A 26197-nucleotide genomic window follows, 5' to 3' on the forward strand; every position below is an offset into this window, starting at 1 on the left:
ATGTTCTATTTTCTATATTCTTTTTAAAAAATGACACTTTCAGAAAAAGATAGTATATATAACTGGCATCCGTATACACAACATAAAATAAATTCGCATTTTCCTGCTATAGTAAAAGGAAAAGACGAATTTTTATGGGATGAAAACGGGAAACAATATATTGATGCTATTGCGTCTTGGTGGGTCAATCCGTTTGGGCATAGTAATACGTTTATTGCAGATGCCATTTACAAACAACTTACGACTTTAGAACACGTTTTGTTTGGTGGTTTTACTCATAATGTTGTGGTAGAATTAGCCGAAAAATTAGTCGAAATTTTGCCTTCAAATCAAAGAAAATTCTTTTATTCTGATAACGGTTCTACGGCTGTGGAAGTGGCTATAAAAGCTTCTTTTCAATATCATTATAACAAAGGAATTAAAAAAAACACCATCATTGCTTTTGAAGATGCTTTTCACGGAGATACTTTCGGAGCTATGGCAGTAAGTGGTATTGGCTTGTTTACAGAAGCGTTTCAAGAGGCATTAATTAATGTAGTTCGAATTCCAGTTCCTACAAAAGGCAATGAAGAAATTTCAAAATTAGCATTAGAAAAGGCAATTTCTGAAAATGAAGTCGCTGCTTTTATTTTTGAACCTTTGGTTTTAGGAGCTGCTGGAATGGTTATGTACGAAGCTGCTGAATTAGACAATTTGCTTTCAATTTGTAAGAAAAATGATGTTTTCACCATTGCAGATGAAGTGATGACAGGTTTTGGAAAAACAGGAAAACTGTTTGCTTGTGATTATTTGAAAAACCAACCCGATATGATGTGTTTGAGTAAAGCTCTTACGGGTGGCACAATTCCAATGGCGATTACGACTTTTTCACAAGACATTTTCGATGGTTTTGTGAGTGATAATGTCAATCATGCACTTTTTCACGGACATACTTTTACTGCAAATCCAACGGGTTGTGCAGCAGCTTTAGCGAGTATTTCATTATTAGAAAAGCCAGAAACTTATGAGAATATCAATAGGATTAACGTTTCGCATCTTGAGTTTGAAAAACATATTTCTAAACATTTAAAGGTAAAATCAACTCGTGTTTTAGGAGTTATTTTTGCTTTAGAAATTCAGGTTTCTGAAAAACAATCGTATTATAGTACTTTACGCAATGAATTTTATAATTATTTTATTGAGAAAGGTATTATTTTACGACCAGTTGGCAATGTGATTTATATTTTACCATCTTACATTATTTCTGAGGAAAGTTTGCAACAAATTTATACTACTATCGAACAAGCTTTAAACGATATTTCATGTTAAAACAACCTGTTTATATAAATTCAATAGCTTCTATTTCTGCATTAGGAATTACTTCTGCCGAAATTTGGAATAATTATTTGCATGAAAATTCGTTGTTTCAAAAGTTAGAAGCTACAAAAAAAGAATATTGGGTTTCTAAATTTTCAGATAAAGAAATTACTTTTTTAAATACTATTATTAATTCAGATTCAAAATATAAACATCTGGATAAATCGGTAGTAATGGCGATTTTGGTTGCCAGAAAATGCTTTGAAAACAGTAATTTTTCGAATAAAAATATTGGAATTAATTTTGGATCTTCTCGTGGTGCTACCACATTATTTGAAAAGTACCATACTGATTTTATTAATGAAGGATTGGTTTCTACGTTTACTTCTCCAGCTACAACTTTAGGAAATATTTCTAGTTGGGTGTCGCACGATTTACAAACAGATGGTCCGGAAATTTCGCATTCAATTACTTGTTCCACAGGTTTGCACGCTTTGTTAAATGGAATTGCTTGGTTGCAATCAGGAATGTGTAATCAGTTTTTAGTGGGGGCAAGTGAAGCACCTTTAACACCTTTTACGTTAAGCCAAATGACGGCTTTAAAAGTGTATTCTAATGAAGATAATGCTTTAGCTAATAGATGTTTGGATTTCGAAAAAACATCTAATACAATGGTTTTGGGCGAGGCGGCGGCGTGTTTGTCGTTATCACTTTCTTCGGAAAAAGCAATTGCCAAAATCACAGGAATTGGATTTGCTACAGAAATTTTATCAAGTAGTACTTCTATTTCAACTGAGGCGGAATGTTTTCAAAAATCCATGAAAATGGCTATTGGAAGCTATAATGTTAATGATATTGATGCAATCGTAATGCACGCACCAGGAACTATTCAGGGTGATAAAACGGAATTTGAAGCCATAAAAAAAGTGTTTGGAAACAAATTACCTTTGTTAACTTCAAATAAGTGGAAAGTAGGGCATACGTTTGCTACCTCAGGATTATTGAGTATTGAATTGGCCATATTGATGCTTCAAAACCAACATTTTATTGAAACGCCTTTTTATAAAAATCAAAACACGACTAAGAAATTAAATAGAATATTGGTAAATGCCGTTGGATTTGGTGGCAATGCTGTTTCTGTTTTGATTGAGTTGTAAAAAAAAAGTCCAAATGTAATTTTGGACTCTCTTATATCTTATATTAAATTCAGTATCGAATCTGGGAAAATTCCTATCAGAATTAATAATACTGTAGCTACTATTCCAACTATATAATATTCTGAATGATTGGCGTATTCTTTACCATATGTAGGTTCTTTTGTATACATAGCGATTACTATTTTAAAATAGTAGTAAACTGCAATCATTGAGTTAATAATGGCTACAATTGCCAATCCAATAAAGCCACTTGAGATTATTTGATTTAGTAAGAAAAACTTAGCAAAAAACCCTGCTAAAATTGGAATTCCAGCCATTGATAATAAAGCGATGGTTATAATAAAAGCCATTAATGGATGTTTTTTACCTAAGCCATTAAAGTTGTCTATGAAATCATTATCTTCATTTTTAGTAACAAATAAAATTACTGAAAATGCTGCTAATCCAGCTATTGCATACGATGCGGCGTAAAATAATAAATTGTTTTCTGCGGCATTTATGTTTAATAAAGTTAAAAGCATAAATCCAGTATGTGAAATACCTGAATAAGCAATAACTCTTTTTATTTTTTTCTGACGAAGTGCCATTACGTTACCAAATAACATAGTTGCAATTACAACTACAACAATTACCTGTGTATAACTGTAAAGCATTTGGCTGTTTAATATTGTAATTAACTTAAAGAATGAAGCCATAGCTGCAACTTTAGCTAAAGTACTCATTATTGCCGTTACTTGAGTTGGAGCGCCTTCATATACATCTGGAGCCCAGAAATGCATTGGTGTAGCGGCTACTTTAAACAGCATTCCAATTGTAATTAAAATCACACCAATGTAAAACCAAAATTCAGTACTTGCAGAAATTGATGCTTCGTATAAGGTTCCGATATCAAAAGTGCCTGTTGCACCGTATAACATCGTAATTCCAAATAATAAAATACCTGAAGCAAAAGAACCCATTAAAAAGTATTTCATACCTGCTTCATTACTTTTTATGTTTAATCTATCACTTCCTGCTAATACATATAATCCTATAGATAATACTTCGATTCCTAAGAAAAACATAGCTAAATTGCTAAAACTTACCATTGCCACCGCACCAGAAAGCATAAATATTTTTATCGAAATAAAATCTGATAATTTTGAACTGTTTTTGTAGCTCGGCGCACTCATTAAAATAAGCAAAGCCGTTAATAATATAAATAAACTTGAAAATGCTTTTGCAAATTTATCTGAAATTATCATTGATTCGTAACCTGAGATTTCTGGTAATTCATCAATTAAGTTTACACCAAATAACCCCATTAAGGCGATTATTGATACAGGAATAATAATCTTTTTTAGATTCATTATTTCTGCTAATAAACAAAATATTCCGATTCCTATTATAGCAATTAATGTAGTCATTTTATGATGATTATTATTTAATTTGAGTTAAAATTGATTGTAAACTTGGTGTAATTAAATCGATAATTGGTTGTGGAAATAATCCGAAGAAAATTGTTAAACCTACTATAATTACTAATACAATGCTTTCTTGTTTTGTTATTTTTTTAAATGATTTTGTTTCTGATCCAAGCATTACTTTTTGAAACATTCGTAACATATAAAATGCGCCTAAAATAATTGTTGTACCTGCAACCACGGCATACCAGATGTTTACTTTAAATAAACTGTAAAGTAAATTAAATTCGCCAATAAAATTAAAAGTTGTTGGTAACGCAACAGAGGCTAACATTATAATCATAAATAACGATGCAAAATACGTATCTTGAATTCTGATGCCGCCCATTTCTTTAATTTCGTAGGTGTTGTATCTGCTGTAAATTAATTCTACAACATAAAATAATCCAACAATTACAATTCCGTGAGAAAGCATTTGCAAAACCGCACCTTGAAATCCTTCAAAAGTTAAAGAATATAAACCAGCAGCAATTAAACCAACGTGTGATAAAGACGAATAGGCTAAAAATTTCTTAATGTCTTTTTGTTTTAATGTTACAATCGCACCATAAATAATTCCGGCAATTGATAATGCAACTATATATGGAATGTGTGCTTTTGCTACTTCATCTGTTAATGGCAATTGCCATCTTAGCACACTGTATAATCCCATTTTTAACATAATTCCAGACAATAACATCGTACCAACAGCAGGCGCTTTGCTATACGTGTTGGCTTGCCAAGTATGGAATGGAATTAATGGAATTTTAATAGCATATGCTAAAAAGAAAGCAACGAAAATATATGTTTTTTCTGAAGTTGTTAGTTGTAACGCATATAGTTTATTGATGTCAAAACTACCACCTTTTGTATACAAATAAATAAATGCTAAAAGCATAAATAAAGATCCTGCAAACGTATAAATAAAGAATTTTAAAATGGCTTTTTTACGTTCTTCTAAATCTCCATTACCCCAATTTAAGGCAATGAAATAAATAGGAATTAATGCAATTTCCCAAAATATATAATATAAAATTCCATCTGATGCTAAAAACGTTCCTGCCATTGCAAAACCCATAAATAGCATTAATGCATAAATAGATCTTGAATTTTCAAATTTTGTGATAAATCCAGATAAGATAATTAAGGGTAATAATCCAGTGGTTAACAATAACATCACTAACGATAAACCATCAACGTGTAAGGCGAAGTTTATGTTTAGTTGAGTAATCCAAGGTACATTTACATCTAAATTTTCACCTGCTTGATAAGCATTTAAACTTAATAGTGTCACTCCGAAAGCAGCAATACTTGATACTAAAGCTATTTTAGGTGCGAACTTGTTTCCTGATAAATAGGTGACGAATGCGCCAACTAATAATACAATTAAAACGATACTACTATCCATTATTTTACATCTCGAATTATAAATACATAAACTAAAAACCCAACCATTCCGAATATGAATGCAAATAAATACACACCAATATTACCATTTTGAATTTTCTTTCCTTTTATAGATAATGCATATGTAGCACCACCTAAACCAATAACTGCTTTTGAAATAAATTTCTCCACATATTTTTTAGCAAAACTTGAAATCATATAGATTGGTTTTACTATCGTAGCCATATAAATTTCATCTAAATAATATTTGTTAGATAAAACTTTGTGTAACCCTTTAACTTCTGAATCAGCAACTGGAATTTCTTTTTTCTTAAGATATTTAGAATAAGCAATACCAATTCCGACTATAGCACCAACTGTTGCAATAGCCATTAACATATAAGCTTGACCATCTAAATGATGCGCTTCATGTTTTTTGAATAAAGGTGCTAAATAATGATTTAACCAACTATGTCCTGGTAAGCTAATGGCTCCACCAATTGCCGCCAATGTTGCCAAAATTACTAATGGAAAAGTAATTAGTGCAGGACTTTCGTGTAAATGATGTTTTTGTTCCTCAGTGCCTCTAAAGTCGTTGAAGAAAGTTAAATACATCAAACGGAACATATAAAAAGCAGTCATAATAGAAGCAATTGAACCAACCACCCATAAAGGGATGTTACTATGAAAAGCTGTCATTAAAATTTCGTCTTTAGACCAGAAACCAGAGAAAGGAAAAATACCTGAAATCGCTAAAGTTGATATCATCATTGTCCAAAACGTAATTGGCATTACTTTTCTTAAACCACCCATATTTCTCATATCTTGTTCTCCGTGTAACGCGTGAATTACAGAACCTGAACCTAAGAATAAACAAGCTTTAAAGAAAGCGTGAGTAATTACGTGGAATACGGCTACTTCGTAAGCCCCTAAACCTAATGCTAAAAACATTAAACCCAATTGGGATACTGTTGAATACGCTAATACTTTTTTAATATCGTTTTGAACTAAACCAATTGATGCTGCAACAATTGCTGTAATAGCCCCAACGATTGCAACTACGTTTTGAATTTCTGGTGTTAAATCGAATAAGAAATTCATTCTGGTAATCATAAAAATACCTGCTGTTACCATAGTTGCTGCGTGAATTAATGCAGAAACTGGTGTTGGTCCAGCCATCGCGTCTGGTAACCACGTAGCTAATGGTAATTGTGCCGATTTTCCACAAGCACCAATAAATAAACATAGTGCTGCGATACTTAACCAAGTTGAATCTACATTATCTAGTTTTAATGGTAAAATTATATTTTTTAATTCTACAAAATCTAAAGTATTAAACCATTGTCCTAAAATAAAAATTCCTATTAAGAAACCTAAATCTCCAATACGGTTCATAATAAATGCTTTTTTCGCAGCATCATTATAATCTTGGTTTTTATACCAAAATCCAATTAGTAAGTAGGAACATAAACCTACGCCTTCCCAACCAATGAACATAATTAGTAAGTTACTTCCAGCTACTAAAGCAATCATGAAGAATACAAACAAATTTAAATAAGAGAAAAATTTGTGCATATTTTCATCTTCGTGCATGTAACTAATAGAGTATAGATGAATCAAAGCCCCAATTCCTGTTACGAACAACAACCATAAAACAGATAATTGATCTAATAAGAAAGAAAAATTTATTTTTATATTTCCAATTGAAAACCAATCTGCCAAATGAAAAGTTATGGCTTTTCCATCGGTATTAATTTGAGAAAATAATGAAATCGCACATAAAAAAGATACAACAATTGCTGTTGTTCCAATAGCACCAGAAATTGTTTTTCCTAATGATTTACCGAAAAATGTGTTGATTAAAAAACCAACTAACGGCGTAAATAATAAGAGTAATATTGTAGTATTCATTTAGAATTATCCTTTTAGATTTTTTAAATTATCGATGTCAATATTTCCAATATTTCTAAATACCGAAACAAGAATTGCCAATCCAACAGCTACTTCAGCTGCAGCGACTGCCATAGTGAAAAATACAAAAACTTGCCCTGATGGATCTTCATGATACGAAGAAAACGCAACCAAAAGTAAGTTGACAGCATTTAACATAATTTCAATTGACATAAACATGATTATGGCATTTCTTCTGTATAGAAGTCCAAACGCACCAATACAAAACAGCAAAGCTGAAAGTGTAATGTAGTTACCAATACCAACGTGTTCTAATATGTTCATAATTAAATTTTTTCTTCTTTTTTAGAAATTAAAACGGCACCAATCATAGAAACAAGTAATAAAACTGAGGCAAACTCGAATGGAACTTGGTACTCATTTAATAATACTTTTCCTAATACTTTTATGGATTGATAGTCTACTCCAGAATTTACATATTCTATATTTTCTGGTTGTGCTTTACGAAGTGCTGCAATTAAAACCAATCCTAAAATTCCAGCTGAAAAAACGGCTGCAAGTTTTGCATAAAGTGGTTTAGATGTTTCGTCTTCTTTGTCTAAATTCATAAGCATTAAGGTAAATAACAATAATACCATAATAGCTCCTGCATACACTATTATATGTACGATAGCCAAAAATTGTGCATTAAAAAGCAAGTAATGTCCTGCTAATGAAAAAAAGCATATTACTAAATAAATAGCACTATGAATTGCATTTTTGCTAAAAACAGTTAAAAATGCCGTTCCTAATGTTATGGCTGATAATATATAAAAAACAATTTCTATCATAATTAATTTACGGTATTAGTTTGCGTGTTTTTAATAGCCATGTCTAAAGGCATCACTAGTTTGTCTTTTCCGTAGATAAAATCTTCTCTTTCGTAACCTGAATTTACAATTTTCTTAGATTTTGTTAAGTAAATTGCTTCTTTAGGACACGCTTCTTCACATAAACCACAGAAAATACAACGTAACATATTTATTTCATAAATTTCGGCGTATTTTTCTTCTCTGTACAAATGTTTTTCATCTGCTTTTCTTTCTGCAGCTTTCATTGTGATGGCTTCTGCAGGACAAGATAAGGCACATAATCCGCAAGCGGTACATCTTTCTTTTCCTTCCTCGTCACGCATTAGCATATGTTGTAAACGAGCTACTGGACTCATTTCGCGAACTTCTTCAGGATATTTTATGGTTACTTTTCTTCTAAACAAATGTTTAAGAGTAGTCCATAATCCTTTCAGAATTGTCCAAACGTAAATTCGTTCTAAGAATGTCATTTCCTTATTGGAAACTTCCATTTTTCTTCCTGATAATGATATTTGTTGTATTGACATTTTCTTACTAATTAAATAAAACCATTACAATTCCTGTAATAATAATATTAATAACCGCTAATGGTATTAATATTTTCCAACCCAAATGCATCAATTGATCGTATCTGAAACGTGGAATCGTCCATCTTACCCACATATAGAAAAAGATGAAGAAACATATTTTTGCGAATAAGGTTAAAAATCCTAATAAAGCACCAATATTTATACCCCAATTTTCATTTACCCAAGCCATTCCTGGAAAGTGGTAACCTCCTAAGAATACAACGGCTAAAATTGTTGAAGAGATAAACATATTTGCATATTCAGCAAATAAATAGAATCCCATTTTCATTGAAGAATATTCGGTATGATAACCACCAATTAATTCTGATTCACATTCTGCTAAATCGAAAGGCGTTCTGTTGGTTTCTGCAAATGAACAAATTAAGAAAATCAAAAATGCTAATGGTTGATAGAAGATATTCCATCCGTCGTTGGCTTGCATTACAGTAATGTCTTTTAAAGATAAAGAACCCGACATCATTAAAATGGAAATCATGGCTAATCCCATCGCCACTTCATAAGAAATCATTTGCGAAGAAGCACGAACAGCAGACATTAATGAATATTTGTTATTTGATGCCCAAGCACCAATCATAATTCCATAAACACCAATTGACAATACGCCAAAAACATACAGAATTGATACATCAATATCTGTAGCTTGAAGAATTACATCTCTTCCGAAAACGTGAATTTTATCTCCCCAAGGAATAACAGCACTTGTAATTAAGGCCGTACTCATAGCAATGGCAGGTCCTAAAATAAATAAAAATCTGTTAGGTGTATTTGGAAAAAATTCTTCTTTAGTAAACAATTTGGCTCCATCGGCAAGTGGTTGTAATAAACCTCCCCATCCTGCACGATTTGGTCCTACACGGTCTTGTAAAAATGCAGCAACTTTACGTTCTGCCCAAGTGGAATACATTGCCATAAGCATAGTTAAAGCAAATACGGCTACTATAATGACACTTTTTTCTATAATAAATACGCTATCCATTAGTTGTTTGTATTTTTTAATGGAACACCTGACATACTAATTTTAACACGATCTTCATCGCGACCTAATAATATGTTTTTTTCTGTATCGATAGTTACTTTTTCCAAAGTACGGGTATAATTGTTTTGGTTAATTACAGAATCTTTTGCAAATTTTTTCGGACCTTCAATTGTCCAGTCTGACACTTCTTTTTTATCGAAACGACAAGTATTGCAAATAAATTCTTCTACTTCACCATATTGGTCTTTTCTACCTGTAACTCTTTGAATCTCGTTTCCGAACATCCAAACAGTTGTTTTTCCACAACAAGTTGTACATTCTCTGTGTGCATCAAAAGGTTTATTAAACCATACTCTGCTTTTGAAACGGAATGTTTTGTCTGTTAAAGCGCCAACAGGACAAACATCAATCATATTTCCAGAGAATTCATTGTCAATCGCAGCAGAAACACAAGTTGAAATTTGTGCATGGTCTCCACGATTTAAAACACCATGAACTCTTTTATCTGTTAATTGGTCTGCTAAAGTCGTACAACGTTGACACAAAATACAACGGTTCATGTGTAATTGAATTTTATCGCCAATATTTTCTGGTTCAAAAGTTCTTTTTTCTTCAATGAAACGAGTTTCTGATTTTCCGTGTTCGAAACTTAAATCTTGTAAATTACATTCTCCGGCTTGGTCACAAACAGGACAATCTAAAGGGTGATTAATTAATAAAAACTCGGTTACAGATTTTCTGGCTTCTGTTACTCTGCCTGAATTTTTACTATTCACTTCCATACCATCCATACATCCTGTAACACAAGATGCCATTAATTTTGGCATAGGTCTTGGATCAGCTTCGCTACCTTTAGCCACTTCGACTAAACAGCAACGACATTTTCCGCCGCTTCCTTTTAATTTCGAATAATAACACATGGCTGGCGGCACTAAATCGCCTCCAATCATACGTGCAGCTTGCAGGATAGTTGTTCCTGGTTCTACTTCAACGCTTTGTCCGTCTATGGTTACTTTCATGTTATAATTGTTTGATTCTTAATAGAATCATTTTTGAGTTTTTTATTAAACAGTTTGTTTTCCAATTAAATGACGAACTTTTTCAAAAGGTTCGTTCACATAATGGTTTCTATCTTTAATTTTTTCTGGGAATCTTACGTGATATTCAAATTCTTCTCTGAAATGACGAATAGCAGCAGCTACTGGCCACGAAGCAGCATCGCCTAATGGGCAAATGGTGTTTCCTTCAATTTTTGATTGAATATTCCAAAGTAAGTCGATGTCTTCTTCACGTCCTTGACCGTTTTCAATTCTCCATAATATTTTTTCTAACCAACCCGTTCCTTCACGACAAGGCGTACATTGTCCGCAACTTTCATGGTGATAAAAACGAGAAAAATTCCATGTGTTTCTTACGATACAAGTCGTATCATTATAAACAATAAAACCTCCAGAACCTAACATTGAACCTGTTGCGAAACCTCCATCTGATAAGGATTCGTAGGTCATTAATCGGTCTGTTCCTGCGGCAGTTTTGTATATTAAATGTGCTGGTAAAATCGGCACCGAAGAACCTCCAGGAACTAAAGCCTTTAAAGGTCTGTCATCAATCATACCGCCACAATACTCGTCAGAATTCATAAATTCTTCTACTGTAATTCCCATTTCAATTTCGTACACACCTGGATTTTTAATATGCCCAGAAGCAGAAATTAATTTGGTCCCAGTAGATCGTTCTAAACCAATTTTTGCATATTCAGCACCAGAATTCATTACAATCCAAGGCACAGCAGCAATTGATTCTACATTATTTACCACAGTTGGGTTCGCCCACAAACCTGAAATTGCAGGAAATGGTGGTTTGATACGAGGATTTCCTCTTTTACCTTCTAAAGATTCGATTAAAGCCGTTTCTTCTCCACAAATATATGCTCCCGCACCAACGTGAACATATAAATCTAAATCGAAACCAGAACCTTTAATATTTTTACCTAACCAACCTGCAGCATAAGCTTCTTTGATAGCTTTTTCTAAAATTTTGTACACCCACATATATTCTCCTCTAATATATATGTAAGAAAGATTCGCGCCAAGAGCAAAACTTGAAGTAATCATTCCTTCTATTAAAAGGTGAGGAATATATTCCATTAAGAAACGGTCTTTAAAAGTACCTGGTTCCGATTCGTCTGCATTGCAAACTAAATGACGTGGTTTTCCTGATTTTTTATCGATAAAACTCCATTTCATCCCTACTGGAAAACCGGCACCACCTCGACCACGAAGTCCTGAAGCTTTTACTTCTTCAGTAATATCGTCTGGTTGCATGGTTAACGCTTTTTCTACTGATTTATAACCGCCATTTTCACGGTAAACCTCATAGGTTTTAATTCCTGGAATATTGATTTTGTCTAATAATATTTTCTTTCCCATGATATTATTTATCGTGTAAAGTTATTTTTTCAGCTTTGCAATCTTCAATTAACGTATCAAAAGTATCTTTTGTAAGTTTTTCGTGATAAAAATCGCCTAATTGCAACATTGGAGCATATCCACAAGCGCCTAAACATTCTACACCAACTACTTGAAACAATCCGTCTGAAGTAATTTCTCCTTCTTTTACGCCCAATTTAGAACATGCGTAATCCATTAAATCTTCTACTCCGCGAGTAGCGCAACAAGATGTTCTGCAAAATTCGAACATATATTTAGCCACAGGTTTTGTGTTAAACATCGTATAGAAAGTTACTACTTCATACACTTCAATTGGAAGAATTTCTAAAATTTCAGCTACTTTTTGTTGCAATTCTACACTCAACCAATTGTCATGAGCATCTTGTACTTCATGTAAAACGGGTAGTAATGCCGATTTCTTTTTATCTGCAGGATAATGACTGATTAGTTCGTTAATACGAGTCATTAAAGCTTCAGTTATGTGTATCTCTTGTTTGATATTTGATATTTCCATTTTTCTTTTTTGTATATTGTATAATGTAAATTGTATTTTGTTTACACTATACTTTTTTCATTATACATTTTTTTCAATATACATTATACAATATTAAGCGTCTAATTCGCCAGCAATTACATTTAAACTTGATAAGATTACAATGGCATCAGACAACATTGCTCCTTTAATCATCTCAGGGTAAGCTTGATAATATATAAAACTTGGTCTTCTGAAATGCAATCTATATGGTGTTCTACTTCCGTCTGTAATTAAATAAAAACCTAATTCACCATTACCACCTTCAACAGGTTGATATACTTCTGCAACTGGAACAGGTACTTCACCCATTACAATTTTAAAGTGATAAATTAAGGCTTCCATATTATGGTAAACATCTTCCTTTGGAGGAAGGTAATAATCTGGAACATCAGCGTGGAATACATTTCCTTCTGGCATTTTATCTAAAGCCTGACGGATAATGCTTAAACTCTCCCAAACTTCAGCGTTTCTTACGCAAAATCTATCGTATGTATCACCTGATTTTCCAACAGGAACATTAAATTCGAAATCCTCATATGAACAATACGGTTGCGCGACACGAACATCGTAATCTACACCAGCGGCTCTTAAATTCGGACCTGTAAATCCGTAATCCATTGCCATTTCTGGAGTTATTGCACCAACATTAACTGTTCGGTCAATAAAAATTCTATTTCTTGTAAATAAATCTTCAAATTCTTTCCAAGCTACTGGGAAATCTTTTAAAAAGGTATCTAATAATTCAAAAGCTCTTGGCGACCAATCTCTTTCAAAACCACCAATTCTTCCCATATTTGTAGTTAAACGTGCGCCACAAATTTCTTCGTAAATTTCATATACCTTTTCGCGGAATTGGAATACATAAAGGAATCCTGTGTATGCACCTGTATCCACTCCTAAAATAGAATTACAAATTAAGTGGTCTGTTATACGCGCTAATTCCATTACAATAACACGTAAATATTGTGCACGTTTTGGAACTTCGATATCTAATAATTTTTCTAAAGTCATCCACCAAGCCATATTGTTAATTGGCGATGAACAATAATTCATTCTATCTGTTAGCGGCGTAATTTGATAAAACGGACGATTTTCTGCAATTTTTTCAAATGCTCTATGAATGTATCCTATAGTTGGTTCTGCGTCTAAAATTCGTTCACCATCCATTAATAAGATGTTTTGAAAAATTCCGTGAGTGGCAGGGTGAGTAGGGCCTAAGTTTAAGATAGCTAATTCGCTTCCGTCTTCGTTATGACGCTCCTCGATGTATTTATAATATCTATGATCTGCAGGTAATGTTACTTTTCCCATCTTAAATTGATAAATTATTAATGGTTCTACCAAAGAAACGGTCGTCTTTGTCAGTTCTTCCTGAATCTTCCATTGGAAATTCTTTTCTCATTGGGAAAGAAGTCATTTCATCCATATTCAAAATTCGTACTAAATTTGGATGTCCTTCAAAAATAATTCCATAGAAATCAAATGTTTCGCGTTCCATCCAATTGGCACAATTAAATAATGAAACAACCGATTTAACTTCAGGATTTGATCCGTTTAAAAATGCTTTTACTCGTATTCTTTTGTTTTCGTACCAATTATGTAAATGATATACCACACAAAATTGCTCGTTTATATCACTATCTGGATAATGCACACCACAAAGATCGGTTAGAAAATTAAAGTTTAAAGAAGGTTCTTCTTTTAAGAATTTTATTACGTTGTATACAACATCTACATCGGCTTCCAAAACAAACATATCGTATTCTGTTCTAAAATACTTTACGTGGTCTCCAAAAGTTTCTTGAAGTTTACTTTGTATATCTACTGATTCTAAAGCCATTATTATTCTATATTATAGGAAGCTAACAATTCTTTATATTCTGCAGAATGTCTTCTTCTTTGAGATTCACTTTTTACTAATTCTTGTAGTTGCATTACGCCATCTACTATTTGTTCTGGGCGAGGAGGGCAACCCGGGACATAAACGTCTACAGGAATTACTTTATCGATACCTTGTAAGACAGAATACGTATCAAAAATACCACCTGAAGAAGCACAAGCTCCAACAGCAATAACCCAGCGAGGTTCTGACATTTGTTCGTAAACTTGACGTAAAATTGGCGCCATTTTTTTTGAGATGGTTCCCATTACTAAAAGCATATCTGCCTGACGAGGAGAAAAACTCACACGTTCCGATCCAAAACGAGCCAAGTCATAATGCGATGCCATTGTTGCCATAAATTCGATACCACAACATGAAGTAGCAAATGGTAATGGCCATAATGAATTGGCACGAGCCAAACCAACAACTTGGTCTAATTTTGTTGCGAAGAATCCTTCTCCAACATGTCCTTCTGGGGCATCAACCATATTTACTTTATTCTTTTCCATACTTTATATTGTTATTCCCAAACTAATGCTTTCTTCTTGATAACATAGAAGAATCCAATTAATAATAAAACCATGAAAATACTCATCTTGATTAATCCTTCTGCGCCCATTTCTTTAAAATTTACAGCCCATGGATACATGAAAATTACTTCCACGTCAAAAAGAACGAATAAAATGGCTACTAAGAAATATTTTACAGAAAAAGGAATACGTGCGTTTCCAACAGATTCAATTCCGCATTCGAAACTCTTATCTTTGTTTGCAGATGACCGTTTAGGACCTAATAAGCTTGAGCCAAAAATTGTTAAAGCAACAAACCCTACAGCAAGAAGTACTTGCATTAGAATTGGTATAAAATCAATTTGAGAATTTTGCATTTTGATGTTGTTTTGAAAATAGCTACAAAATTAATTTGTATTGAGGTATTATCAAAATTTAAACTACATTAAGAATGGTGATTTTAGTAAAAAGAATGTATTTATAATCATTCTAAATAAAAAACAAGACACAAAAAAAACGCTCCGTTATCGGGAGCGTTTTTAGACGGTAATAAATTAATCGTTTAATATTACAACTTTAGTTGCTACAATTCCTTTTCTTCCTTCTTCTTCTTCATAACTAACGCGGTCTCCCTCGTTTAAGTTTTCAACATTGATTCCTGTAGCGTGAACAAAAATGTCCTTACCTGTATCTTCGTTAGTAATAAAACCAAAACCTTTAGTTTCATTGAAGAATTTTACTGTTCCTGTTTGCATTATATGCGTATTTAATTATTAATAATGAGCAAATATATAAATTAATTTAACACAAGCAAGAAAATTGTGTTTTTATTTTGAAATATTTATTTTTATATGTAATTCATCTAATTGTTTTTCGTCGATTATTGAAGGTGCGTCAATCATCACATCTCTTCCGGAATTATTTTTTGGAAAGGCAATAAAATCTCTAATAGTTTCTTGACCGCCAAGTATAGCTACTAATCTATCTAATCCAAAGGCCAACCCGCCGTGTGGTGGTGCGCCAAATTGAAAGGCGTTCATTAGAAATCCAAATTGATTTTCTGCTTCTTCTTTAGTAAATCCTAATAATTCAAACATTCGTTCTTGTAAATTTCTATCGTGTATACGAATAGAACCTCCACCAATTTCGTTTCCATTTAAAACCATATCATAGGCATTGGCTCTAATTTTACCAGGTTCGGTAGTAATTAAATGCATATCTTCTGGTTTTGGAGAAGTAAATGGGTGGTGCATCGCATGGTATCTTTCGCTGTCTTCATCCCATTCTAATAATGGAAAATCTAACACCCAAAGTGGTGCAAATTCATCTGGATTTCTTAAACCTAAACGAGTCGCTAATTCCATACGTAAAGCAGAAAGTTGGGTTCTTGTTTTATCGGTATTTCCACATAAAACAAAAATCATATCTCCAGGTTTCGCTCCTGTAATGTCAGCCCATTTTTTTAAATCTTCTTGATCGAAAAACTTATCTACGGATGATTTTAAGCTACCGTCTAATTCATATTTACAATAAATCATTCCGGTTGCTCCAATTTGTGGGCGTTTTACCCAATCAATTAACGCATCGATTTCTTTTCTGGTATAAGCTGCACAACCAGGAGCTGCAATACCCACTACAAATTCTGCGGCATTAAATACAGGAAAATCTTTATGTTTGGTTACTTCGTTTAACTCGCCAAATTCCATTCCAAAACGGATGTCTGGTTTGTCATTTCCATACGTTTTCATAGCGTAATCGTACGTAATACGTGGAAATTTGTCTATTTCAATACCTTTTACTTCTTTAAGTAAATGACGGGTTAATCCTTCAAACTGATTTAAAATATCTTCTTGTTCTACGAAGGCCATTTCGCAGTCAATTTGAGTAAATTCGGGTTGTCTGTCTGCACGTAAATCTTCATCACGGAAACATTTCACAATTTGAAAATATTTATCCATTCCACCTACCATTAACAATTGCTTGAAGGTTTGTGGCGATTGTGGAAGTGCGTAAAATTGTCCTTCATTCATTCTACTTGGCACTACGAAATCACGAGCTCCTTCTGGAGTAGATTTTATTAAATAGGGTGTTTCAACTTCGCAAAAGCCTTCATTCGATAAATAATTTCGTACTTCTTGCGCCACTTTATGACGGAATAATAAGCTGTTTTTTACAGGATTTCTACGAATATCTAAATAACGGTATTTCATTCGAATATCTTCACCGCCGTCTGTTTCATCTTCAATTGTAAATGGAGGTGTTAACGATTCATTCAAGATAGTCATTTCAGAAACTAAAATTTCAATGTCACCTGTTGGAATATTTTTATTTTTAGATTCTCTTTCAATTACAGTTCCTTTCACTTGAACCACAAATTCACGACCTAAAGATTTTGCAGCTTCAAAAATGGCTTTATCCGTTCTGGTTTCGTCTAAAATTAATTGCGTAATTCCATATCGATCACGCAAATCAATCCAAATCATAAAACCTTTATCACGTGTTTTTTGAACCCAACCCGCTAAGGTAACTTCTTGATTAATATGTGTAGCGTTAAGTTCACCACAATTATGACTTCTATACATTGTTATTTGTTTTTTGCAAAAGTATAATAATTTTAAATTTTATTTTAGTTTAACAATTAATAATCTTAACAATTTTTTTGTATTTTATTTTTTTAATTCTGTTATATTTACACTTTATAAATTAAATTTTTCAAAATGACAAACCACAAAACATTTTTATTAGGCGTTGTAGCAGGTGTTTTTTCTTTAACAGCCAGTGCTCAAGTTAAATTTTCAGCTAAAATTGCAAACAAACCAGCAGATACCATTTATGTAAAATCAAGAGGTTTCAGCCAAATGATTGTGGCAGATAAAAAAGGTGATTTTAATGCAACTTTCAAAGTAAAAGATGGAATGTTTAAACTTGAAGTTGCTGAGCAATATGCAGATTTATATTTAACCAATACTACAGATTTACAAGTTTCTTTAGATTATAAAGATTTTGATAATACCATTTCTTTTAAAGGAAAAGGAGCAAAAGAAAACACGTTTTTAGCTGCTGAAATGCTAAAACAAGCAGATCAAACTGCTTTTGAACCAATGATGAAAGCGGAAAATTTAGAAATTTTAACTGCAGAAGTAGCCAAATATAAAGAAACTATTTTTGCGGCATTACCTAAAGATTTAGACGCTGGTTTTGTTACGAAATACAAATCAGATGTTGAAAACGGTATGAAAGGTATGATTGATTATCTTTCGGCAGGTTTTGAATTAAAAAAATTAAACGGAACGGCTTCTCCAACATTTAAATATGAAAATCATAAAGGTGGTGTTACCTCTTTAGAAGATTTAAAAGGGAAATTTGTATATGTTGATGTATGGGCAACTTGGTGTGGTCCTTGTCGTCAAGAAATTCCTTTTTTACAAAAAACTGAAGCGGCTTATCACGGTAAAAATATCGAATTTGTAAGTATTTCAGTTGACGAGCAAAAAAATCACGACAAATGGAGCAAGTTTGTTACCGAAAAAAACTTAGGAGGTATTCAATTATTAGCAGATAAAGATTGGAAATCAGATTTTGTACAAGGCTATAAAATCAATGGCATTCCAAGATTTATTTTAATTAGCCCAGAAGGAAAAATTGTAAACGCAGATGCACCAAGACCTTCGTCACCTGAATTAGTAACGTTATTAGATTCGTTAGTAAAATAATTTTTTTAAAAACTGCTTACGGGCAGTTTTTTTATGATTATTACCTTTTTATATGAAAATTATTAGCAATAAGTTTTATACTTTTGCGTAGTTAAAAATAATAAATAAACAAATGAAAGTAGCCGTAGTTGGAGCCACTGGAATGGTGGGAGAAGTAATGCTTCAAATATTAAAAGAAAGAAATTTTCCGGTAACGGAATTAATTCCTGTTGCTTCAGAAAAATCTGTAGGTAAAGAAATTGAATTTAACGGAAAAACATATAAAGTTGTAGGTTTACAAACTGCAGTAGATATGAAAGCTGATATTGCTTTGTTTTCTGCTGGTGGAGAAACTTCTTTAGCTTGGGCGCCAAAATTTGCTGCTGCAGGTACAACAGTTATTGATAATTCTTCGGCTTGGAGAATGGATGAAACTAAGAAATTAGTCGTTCCAGAAATTAATGCCGATATTTTAACTGCAGCCGACAAAATTATTCCAAACGCAAATTGTTCTACGATTCAATTAGTAATGGCTTTAGCGCCATTGCACAAAAAATATAAAATTAAACGTATTATCGTTTCTACCTATCAATCTATTACCGGAACAGGAGTAAAAGGCGTGCAACAATTAGAAAACGAATATGCTGGTATTAAAGGCGAAATGGCTTATAAATACCAAATTCATAGAAATGCCATTCCTCAATGTGATGTGTTTGAAGAAAACGATTACACGAAAGAAGAAATGAAATTGGTTCGTGAAACGCAAAAAATCTTAAATGATAAAAACATTGGCGTTACGGCTACTGCGGTACGAATTCCGGTAGTTGGCGGACATAGCGAAGCGGTTAACGTGGAGTTTTATTCAGATTTTGATGTAAATGAAGTTCGTACCCTTTTACACAATACACCAGGAATTACAGTTCAAGATAATTTAGATACATTTACGTATCCAATGCCGTTTTATGCAGAAGGAAAAGATGATGTTTTTGTAGGACGTATTCGTAGAGATGAAAGCCAACCAAACACATTGAATATGTGGATTGTTGCTGATAATTTACGCAAAGGTGCCGCAACAAATACCGTACAAATAGCCGAATATTTAGTTGCGAATAAATTGATATAATGCAAAAAAAATATGTAAAATTTAACGTGCTGATGGCATTGGCGCTACTTTTTGCCATATGCTATCAGTCGTTACATATTTTTACAGATGAAGCCCATCATTTTCACAATGAGGTTACTCAAGAAAACACTTCTAAAACGCATTTATCAGCTGATAATCATAACGATTGTCCGGTTTGTGATTTTGAATTTGCAGCCTTTTTATCGGAAGCTGTTTTAACTTATGATTTTATAAATCCCAATCACACATTTCATTATTCTTCTGTTTACGAATCCTTCGTAAAAGAAAATGAATTTTTATATTTTTCTTATCGAGGTCCACCTATAGTTTAAGTTTTGTTAAGGTAAATTTAAGCCACTAATTTCATTGATTATTACAGATTTAAAATCGTTTTAATCTTTTAATCTGTGGCAAAAAATATTGCAATTTAAATCAATAAAATTTAAACTTATACTAATGAAAAAATATATTTTTCTCATCATATTGATGAGCTTTACCTCTTTGGGCTTTGCTCAAAATGCTATTTCAGGAACATTAAAAAACCAAAATAACGAACCTATTTCAAATGTTGAAATTTCAATTTTAGATGGCGTTATTCAATCGAAATCCAATGAAAAAGGAGAATTTCAAATTACTAATTTACCCATTGGAAAACTAACTTTGATTTTCAAAAAAGCGAAATTCGAAATCAGATCGCAACAAATTAGTATTGGAAATCAAGACCAAATAAATTTAGATATTGTTTTAGAAAAAGAAGTTCACCATATCGATGAAATTTTAATTTCTTCTGTTTTTAATACTATTCAAAACGAAAATGTGGTAAAAATTGACCATATTAATTTAAAACAAATACAAAATATGGGCGCCATAAATTTATCGGACGCATTGGCTACTAACCCAGGAGTAAATGTTGTTTCAACTGGAATTTCAATAGGAAAACCTGTAATTAGAGGGTTGAGCGGAAACCGAGTTTTGACATACGCACAAGGCATTCGATTAGAGAATCAACAATTTGGTGAAGAACACGGTTTGGGTTTAAATGTAAACGGACAAGAAAGTGTAGAAATTATAAAAGGACCCGCTTCTTTATTATATGGTTCAGATGCTATGGGTGGTGTTTTGTATTTTAATCCAGAAAAATATGCTGCTACAAATAAAACTGAATTTTCAGTAAATCAAGTTGTAAATAGTAATACTCAAGGTGTAAATAGTTCGGTTACCTTTAAAAATTCTGTAGATAAATTTAAGTTTTTAGTTCAAAATAATTATTCATCACACGCCGATTACAAACTACCAAATGGTGAATCAGTTGTGAATACGCGTTTCATTGAAAAAGATTTTAAATTAGGAACGTCCTATGTAACCTCTCGTTATGTAGCCGATTTTAGATATAATTACAACGATTTAAATTTGGGTTTACCCGAAGATGACCTCGAAAATAGTACATTTAGAACGCCCTTATTTCCAAGTCAGAAAATCGAAAATCATTTATTAAGTTTTAACCAGAAATTATATTTTAAAAATTCAAAATTAGAAGCAACAGCTGGTTACGTGTTTAATGATAGAAAAGAATTGGAAAGTCAAGACGAAACTACACTTTTTATGAAATTGAAAACTTTTAATTATAATGTGCGTTATTATTTACCTGATTTCGGAAAATTTGAAACGATAATTGGCTTTCAAGGAATGAATCAAGAAAATAGAAATTTTGGAGAAGAACGATTGATTCCAAATGCAAAAATTGCAGATATTGGTTTCTTTGGAACCTCGCAATACGCATTTCAAAAAAATCTGTTGCAATTTGGGGTTCGATATGATTTCAGAAAAGTAAATATTGAAGAATTTGGAGAAATTGGGGCGGAAGGTGCTTTTCAAAAATTAGATAAAAACTTCAAAAGCATTAATGCGTCTTTAGGATTAAAAACGGATGTTACGGATAAAATTACGTCAAGAATCAATTTTGCCTCGGGTTTTAGAGCACCAAATTTATCTGAATTATCTTCAAATGGCGTGCACGAAGGAAGTAATCGATACGAAATTGGTAATTCAAATTTAAAAAACGAACAAAATTTCCAAATTGATTTGAATGTTGATTATAATGCCGAACATTTTGATTTTTTTGCGAACGGATTTTATAATCATATCAACAATTATATTTTTATAGCACCTAATGGAACAATGATTGATGATAATTTCGTGTATGATTATTTACAAAATGATGCTGTTTTATATGGTGGAGAAACTGGAATTCACTTGCATTTACACGAAATCGACTGGTTACATATGTCAAGTAGCTACGAAATGGTTATTGGACAATTAAACACTAATTCTAATTTACCATTATTACCAGCCAATCAATGGAAAAATAATTTTAGAGTGAATTTTGATGTTTCAAAAAATATTAAAAATAGTTTTGTATTCTTTCAAGCCAATTATACATTTAATCAAAATAGAATTGGAAATTTTGAAACCAAAACCAACGATTATCTATTACTTTCATCAGGAATTGGAACTGATATTCAGTTGAAAAAAGCAACATTTAATTTGTTCCTTACAGCTACCAATTTATTAAATAAACAATATGTAGCTCATTTGTCTCGTTTAAAAACGGATGGTATTAATAATATGGGTAGAAATATAGTTTTAGGTGTAAATTTTAATTTGTAGAAATCATATATTTGTAACTTAATAAAAAATAAAAATATGAAAGCAATATTTATTTTTACAACTTTAATTTTCTCATTCGGTAGTATGGCTCAAAATAAAATCACCTATCCTGAAACGAAAAAAATCGGCCACGTTGACACCTATTTTGGTGAAAAAATCAGCGACCCTTATCGTTGGTTAGAAGATGACCGAAGTACCGAAACGGAAGCTTGGGTAAAAGCTCAAAATGTGGTAACCTATGATTATTTAGCCCAAATTCCATACAGAAATCAGCTTAAAACGAGAATGGAGCAATTATGGAATTATGAAAAAATTTCGGCGCCATTTAAAGAAGGTGATTTTACCTATTATTATAAAAATAATGGGCTTCAAAATCAATCGGTGTTGTATCGAAAAGATAAAAATGGAAAAGAAGAACTTTTTTTAGATCCTAATACTTTTTCTAAAGATGGAACCACTTCTTTAGGCGGAATTGATTTTAGTAAAGACGGAAGTTTAGTAGCTTATTCTATTTCTGAAGGCGGAAGCGATTGGCGAAAAGTTATTGTAATGGAAGCTAAAACTAAGAAAATTATTGGCGATACCATTGTGGATGTAAAGTTTAGTGGTGTGTCTTGGTACAAAAACGAAGGTTTCTATTATTCAAGTTACGACAAACCTGTAGGAAGTGAATTATCGGCAAAAACCGACCAACACAAATTGTATTATCACAAATTAAACACTTCGCAAAAAACAGATAAATTAATTTATGGTGGCGATGTAAAAAGAAGGTATGTTGGCGGTGGCGTTTCGGAAGATGAAAACTATTTATTCATTACCGCTGCAAATTCAACTTCTGGAAACGAATTGTATTACTTAGATTTATCAAAACCAAACAGTAAAATCGTAACATTGATTGATAATTACGAAAACGACAATGATGTTTTAGACAACAAAGGATCGAAAATTTATTTGGTAACCAATTATAAAGCGCCAAACAAACGCGTGGTGACTTTTGATTTAGCTAATCCTGCCAAAGAAAATTGGAAAGATTGCATCGCAGAAACCAAAAATGTACTGTCACCTAACACAGGAAGCGGTTATATTTTCGCAAGTTATATGAAAGACGCTGTTTCGTTCATCAAACAATATGATTATAACGGAAAATTAGTTAGAGATATTGAATTACCAGGCGTTGGAACGGCTGGAGGATTTGGAGGAAAAGAAAAAGAAACTACATTGTATTTTTCGTTTACGAATTATGTAACGCCAAATACCATTTATACATTTGACCCAAAAACAGGAAAATCTGAAATATATCAACAACCTAAAGTCGATTTCAATTCATCAAATTACGAATCGAAACAAGTGTTTTATACTTCTAAAGATGGTACAAAAGTTCCAATGATTATTACCTATAAAAAAGGAATATTGTTAAACGGAAAAAACCCTACAATTTTATATGGTTATGGTGGATTTAATGTAAGTTTAACTCCTGCATTTAGTATTTCAAATGCAGTTTGGTTAGAAAATGGAGGTGTTTACGCTGTCGCGAATTTACGCGGAGGTGGCGAATATGGAAAAGAATGGCACGATGCCGGAACCCAGTTTAAAAAACAAAATGTATTTGATGATTTCATTGCTGCAGCCGATTATCTAATTAAAGAAAACTATACCTCATCTGATTATTTAGCCATAAAAGGAGGTTCTAATGGTGGATTATTAGTAGGTGCTGTAATGACGCAACGGCCTGATTTAATTAAAGTTGCATTACCAGCAGTTGGTGTTTTAGATATGTTACGTTATCATACATTTACCGCTGGTGCTGGTTGGGCTTACGACTATGGAACAGCTGATCAAAGTGCCGAAATGTTTGAATACATTAAAGGGTATTCGCCTGTACATAATGTAAAAGCGGGAACAAAATATCCTGCTACTTTAGTGACTACTGGCGATCACGATGACCGAGTAGTGCCAGCACATAGTTTCAAGTTTGCAGCCGAGTTACAAGCGAAACAATCTGGAGACAATCCAGTTTTAATTCGTATTGAAGTAAACGCAGGGCATGGCGCTGGAAAATCAGTAGCAGCAACCATTCAAGAAAATGTAGATATGCAAGTATTTACTTTATATAATATGGGAATCAAAAAAATATAAATAGAACAAGCCCTTTAGAACTTCCTGAAGGGCTTTTTTATTTATTCAAAGTAAATTTTCTAATGATATAGTTAAATATTTTGTAGCCCAATACACGTCTTAAAATCCGCATTATATTCGCATCAAAACCTATAGTATATCTTCTGAAATTTTTATTTGGTTTTTCGGCAATTTTAAATAATTTTTCTACAATTTGTTGCGGTAACTCTTCGTTTTTACCTGATTTATCCAAAAGCAATTTCGAAATTTTATCCATTAATTTATTGTAAGAAAAAATTTCTGTTGGCGCACATTTGGTTACATTTTTTTGAAATGAAGTTGGTGCGTTACCAAATTGCACAGTAGCTACACTGATATTAAAATCTACCAATTCATAAGCCATACATTCGGAGAAACTTTCTACTGCTTGTTTGGTCGAATGATAAAAATTTCCAAGAGGCAAATTTACTAAGCCCGCAACAGAAGTGATATTAATAAATTGTCCAAATTTTTGTTGTCTAAATGTTGGAATAAAAGCCCGGCACACTTTTACAACTCCAAGCCAATTTACATTTACAATCGTATCAATTTTGGTATCTTCAGAAAGTTCTACAAAACTTCTGTAGCCCATTCCTGCATTATTAATAATCGTATCAATTTTAGGATGATTTTCCAAAATAATTTTAGTAGCCGATGCAATGCTTTCCGAAGAAGTAACATCCATTTCGTAACAAAAAATAGTTGGGAAATCTTTAAAATCTTTCCCTTCAGAAAGATGTAGTAACGTAGCAATAACCGTCCAGTTATTTTTAGCAAAATATAATGAAGTTTGTTTGCCAATTCCTCCACCAGCACCAGTTATTAATACAGTTTTCATTTTTTATAGGTATTAATATTTTAATTTTGTCATTAAAATATAGCGTGCTATTTTGCTTTGTTTTCGACTAATGTATGCCGAACCATTTGGGCTAAATCGTCTCGGATTTGGTAATATTGCAGCAATTCCTGCGGCTTGCATTCGGGTTAAACTTTTACATTCTTTTTTATACCAGTGTTGCGTTGCGGACTCTGCACCATAAATGCCGTCGCCCATTTCAATACTATTCAAGTACACTTCAAGTATGCGTTCTTTTCCCCAAATTAATTCAATTAATACCGTATAATAGGCCTCTAATGCTTTTCGGAAATAACTTCTTCCTTGCCAAAGGAAGACATTTTTTGCGGTTTGTTGTGTAATAGTACTTCCGCCTTTTAGTTTTTTACCTTTAAAATTTCCCACAGCCGCTTTTTGCATCGCAGAAAAATCCAATCCATAATGTTCAAAAAATCTACCGTCTTCACTGGCAATAACTGCTTTTTGTAAATTTTTAGAAATATTTTCTAATGGAACCCAATGGTGCTTGGTTTCAATATTTTTCCCTGCGGATTTATTTTCAAAATACCTGATTACCATAAGTGGCGTGTAGGGCACAGGCACAAATTTATAAAGCACTACAAAAAACAAACTAACGATATTGAACCATATAATTAGTTTCCAAAAGAAACGTATTATATTACTGAAAAATCCTTTTTTTCCAGTGCTTTTTGGTTTTATTGTTGCTTTTATTGCTGCCAT

The 26197-nt window shown here is 32.5% G+C and carries 25 protein-coding genes; 7 read left to right on the forward strand and 18 right to left on the reverse strand.

Going from position 1 to position 26197, the window contains the following annotated elements; translation table 11 throughout:
* Positions 1-30 precede the first annotated feature (30 nt).
* Positions 31-1308: an adenosylmethionine--8-amino-7-oxononanoate transaminase gene (gene bioA, locus KA468_RS02735; RefSeq protein ID WP_291241416.1), complete on the forward strand. Its 1278-nt coding sequence runs from the start codon at positions 31-33 to the stop codon at positions 1306-1308.
* Positions 1302-2453, forward strand: a complete 1152-nt coding sequence (locus KA468_RS02740; protein ID WP_291241417.1) for a beta-ketoacyl synthase N-terminal-like domain-containing protein — start codon at positions 1302-1304, stop codon at positions 2451-2453. Before bioA ends, KA468_RS02740 begins: the two co-directional genes overlap by 7 nt.
* A gap of 38 nt (positions 2454-2491) precedes the next feature.
* Here the strand turns inward: KA468_RS02740 and KA468_RS02745 are convergent, their stop codons facing one another.
* From KA468_RS02745 to aspS, 16 genes are all read right to left on the reverse strand, one after another.
* On the reverse strand, positions 2492-3859 hold the full coding sequence (locus KA468_RS02745) for an NADH-quinone oxidoreductase subunit N (RefSeq protein ID WP_291241418.1): 1368 nt from the start codon (positions 3857-3859) through the stop codon (positions 2492-2494).
* Positions 3860-3872: 13 nt separating this feature from the next.
* Positions 3873-5303 carry a NuoM family protein gene (locus KA468_RS02750; protein WP_291241419.1) on the reverse strand — a complete coding sequence of 477 codons (1431 nt, stop codon included), beginning with the start codon at positions 5301-5303 and terminating at the stop codon, positions 3873-3875.
* On the reverse strand, positions 5303-7192 hold the full coding sequence (gene nuoL / locus KA468_RS02755) for an NADH-quinone oxidoreductase subunit L (RefSeq protein ID WP_291241420.1): 1890 nt from the start codon (positions 7190-7192) through the stop codon (positions 5303-5305). Before nuoL ends, KA468_RS02750 begins: the two co-directional genes overlap by 1 nt.
* Positions 7193-7198: 6 nt before the next feature.
* On the reverse strand, positions 7199-7519 hold the full coding sequence (gene nuoK / locus KA468_RS02760; RefSeq protein ID WP_291241457.1) for an NADH-quinone oxidoreductase subunit NuoK: 321 nt from the start codon (positions 7517-7519) through the stop codon (positions 7199-7201).
* Entirely contained in the window at positions 7519-8022 is a 504-nt protein-coding gene (locus KA468_RS02765; RefSeq protein ID WP_291241421.1) for an NADH-quinone oxidoreductase subunit J, read from the reverse strand. The genes nuoK and KA468_RS02765 overlap by 1 nt, the downstream gene beginning before the upstream one ends.
* 2 nt (positions 8023-8024) lie before the next feature.
* Positions 8025-8570, reverse strand: coding sequence for an NADH-quinone oxidoreductase subunit I (locus KA468_RS02770; RefSeq protein WP_291241422.1), 546 nt, complete (start codon positions 8568-8570; stop codon positions 8025-8027).
* A gap of 7 nt (positions 8571-8577) precedes the next feature.
* Positions 8578-9609: an NADH-quinone oxidoreductase subunit NuoH gene (nuoH, locus tag KA468_RS02775; protein WP_291241423.1), complete on the reverse strand. Its 1032-nt coding sequence runs from the start codon at positions 9607-9609 to the stop codon at positions 8578-8580.
* Entirely contained in the window at positions 9609-10628 is a 1020-nt protein-coding gene (locus KA468_RS02780) for a 2Fe-2S iron-sulfur cluster-binding protein (RefSeq protein WP_291241424.1), read from the reverse strand. Before KA468_RS02780 ends, nuoH begins: the two co-directional genes overlap by 1 nt.
* A 45-nt stretch (positions 10629-10673) precedes the next feature.
* Positions 10674-12038 (reverse strand): NADH-quinone oxidoreductase subunit NuoF, encoded by a 1365-nt coding sequence (gene nuoF, locus KA468_RS02785; RefSeq protein WP_291241425.1) that lies wholly within the window; start codon positions 12036-12038, stop codon positions 10674-10676.
* A gap of 4 nt (positions 12039-12042) precedes the next feature.
* The gene (locus KA468_RS02790) at positions 12043-12573 is read right to left on the reverse strand and encodes an NAD(P)H-dependent oxidoreductase subunit E (protein ID WP_291241426.1); all 531 of its coding nucleotides are present in this window, start codon (positions 12571-12573) and stop codon (positions 12043-12045) included.
* A 93-nt stretch (positions 12574-12666) separates the two neighbouring features.
* Positions 12667-13905 (reverse strand): NADH-quinone oxidoreductase subunit D, encoded by a 1239-nt coding sequence (locus tag KA468_RS02795; RefSeq protein ID WP_291241427.1) that lies wholly within the window; start codon positions 13903-13905, stop codon positions 12667-12669.
* Between the two features lies 1 nt (position 13906).
* Complete coding sequence (locus KA468_RS02800; RefSeq protein WP_291241428.1) at positions 13907-14434, reverse strand: NADH-quinone oxidoreductase subunit C; 528 nt, start codon at positions 14432-14434, stop codon at positions 13907-13909.
* A 2-nt stretch (positions 14435-14436) separates the two neighbouring features.
* Complete coding sequence (locus KA468_RS02805; protein WP_166129933.1) at positions 14437-14985, reverse strand: NADH-quinone oxidoreductase subunit B; 549 nt, start codon at positions 14983-14985, stop codon at positions 14437-14439.
* 11 nt (positions 14986-14996) lie between these two features.
* The gene (locus KA468_RS02810) at positions 14997-15362 is read right to left on the reverse strand and encodes an NADH-quinone oxidoreductase subunit A (protein ID WP_291241429.1); all 366 of its coding nucleotides are present in this window, start codon (positions 15360-15362) and stop codon (positions 14997-14999) included.
* A gap of 177 nt (positions 15363-15539) precedes the next feature.
* Positions 15540-15740 (reverse strand): cold-shock protein, encoded by a 201-nt coding sequence (locus KA468_RS02815; protein ID WP_291241430.1) that lies wholly within the window; start codon positions 15738-15740, stop codon positions 15540-15542.
* Positions 15741-15812: 72 nt separating this feature from the next.
* The gene (gene aspS, locus KA468_RS02820; protein ID WP_291241431.1) at positions 15813-17567 is read right to left on the reverse strand and encodes an aspartate--tRNA ligase; all 1755 of its coding nucleotides are present in this window, start codon (positions 17565-17567) and stop codon (positions 15813-15815) included.
* Positions 17568-17702: 135 nt separating this feature from the next.
* Here aspS and KA468_RS02825 point away from each other — a divergent pair, with 135 nt between their 5' ends.
* The 5 genes from KA468_RS02825 to KA468_RS02845 all read left to right on the forward strand — a co-directional run bounded on the left by KA468_RS02825 (position 17703) and on the right by KA468_RS02845 (position 24603).
* Positions 17703-18698: a TlpA disulfide reductase family protein gene (locus KA468_RS02825; protein WP_291241432.1), complete on the forward strand. Its 996-nt coding sequence runs from the start codon at positions 17703-17705 to the stop codon at positions 18696-18698.
* Between the two features lie 112 nt (positions 18699-18810).
* Complete coding sequence (locus KA468_RS02830; RefSeq protein ID WP_291241433.1) at positions 18811-19800, forward strand: aspartate-semialdehyde dehydrogenase; 990 nt, start codon at positions 18811-18813, stop codon at positions 19798-19800.
* Positions 19800-20132, forward strand: a complete 333-nt coding sequence (locus KA468_RS02835; RefSeq protein WP_291241434.1) for a hypothetical protein — start codon at positions 19800-19802, stop codon at positions 20130-20132. The genes KA468_RS02830 and KA468_RS02835 overlap by 1 nt, the downstream gene beginning before the upstream one ends.
* Before the next feature lie 124 nt (positions 20133-20256).
* Positions 20257-22467 (forward strand): TonB-dependent receptor, encoded by a 2211-nt coding sequence (locus tag KA468_RS02840; RefSeq protein WP_291241435.1) that lies wholly within the window; start codon positions 20257-20259, stop codon positions 22465-22467.
* A gap of 36 nt (positions 22468-22503) precedes the next feature.
* Positions 22504-24603: a prolyl oligopeptidase family serine peptidase gene (locus tag KA468_RS02845; RefSeq protein WP_291241436.1), complete on the forward strand. Its 2100-nt coding sequence runs from the start codon at positions 22504-22506 to the stop codon at positions 24601-24603.
* Positions 24604-24640: 37 nt separating this feature from the next.
* On the opposite strand, the gene KA468_RS02850 is transcribed toward KA468_RS02845, so the two are convergent.
* Both KA468_RS02850 and mtgA read right to left on the reverse strand, forming a co-directional pair.
* A complete protein-coding gene (locus KA468_RS02850; RefSeq protein ID WP_291241437.1) occupies positions 24641-25459 on the reverse strand; it encodes an SDR family NAD(P)-dependent oxidoreductase in 819 nt (272 codons plus the stop codon).
* Positions 25460-25471: 12 nt separating this feature from the next.
* Positions 25472-26197, reverse strand: a complete 726-nt coding sequence (mtgA, locus tag KA468_RS02855) for a monofunctional biosynthetic peptidoglycan transglycosylase (protein ID WP_291241438.1) — start codon at positions 26195-26197, stop codon at positions 25472-25474.

Source organism: Flavobacterium sp. (assembly GCF_017985075.1).
In the GTDB taxonomy this organism is placed as follows: Bacteria; Bacteroidota; Bacteroidia; order Flavobacteriales; family Flavobacteriaceae; genus Flavobacterium.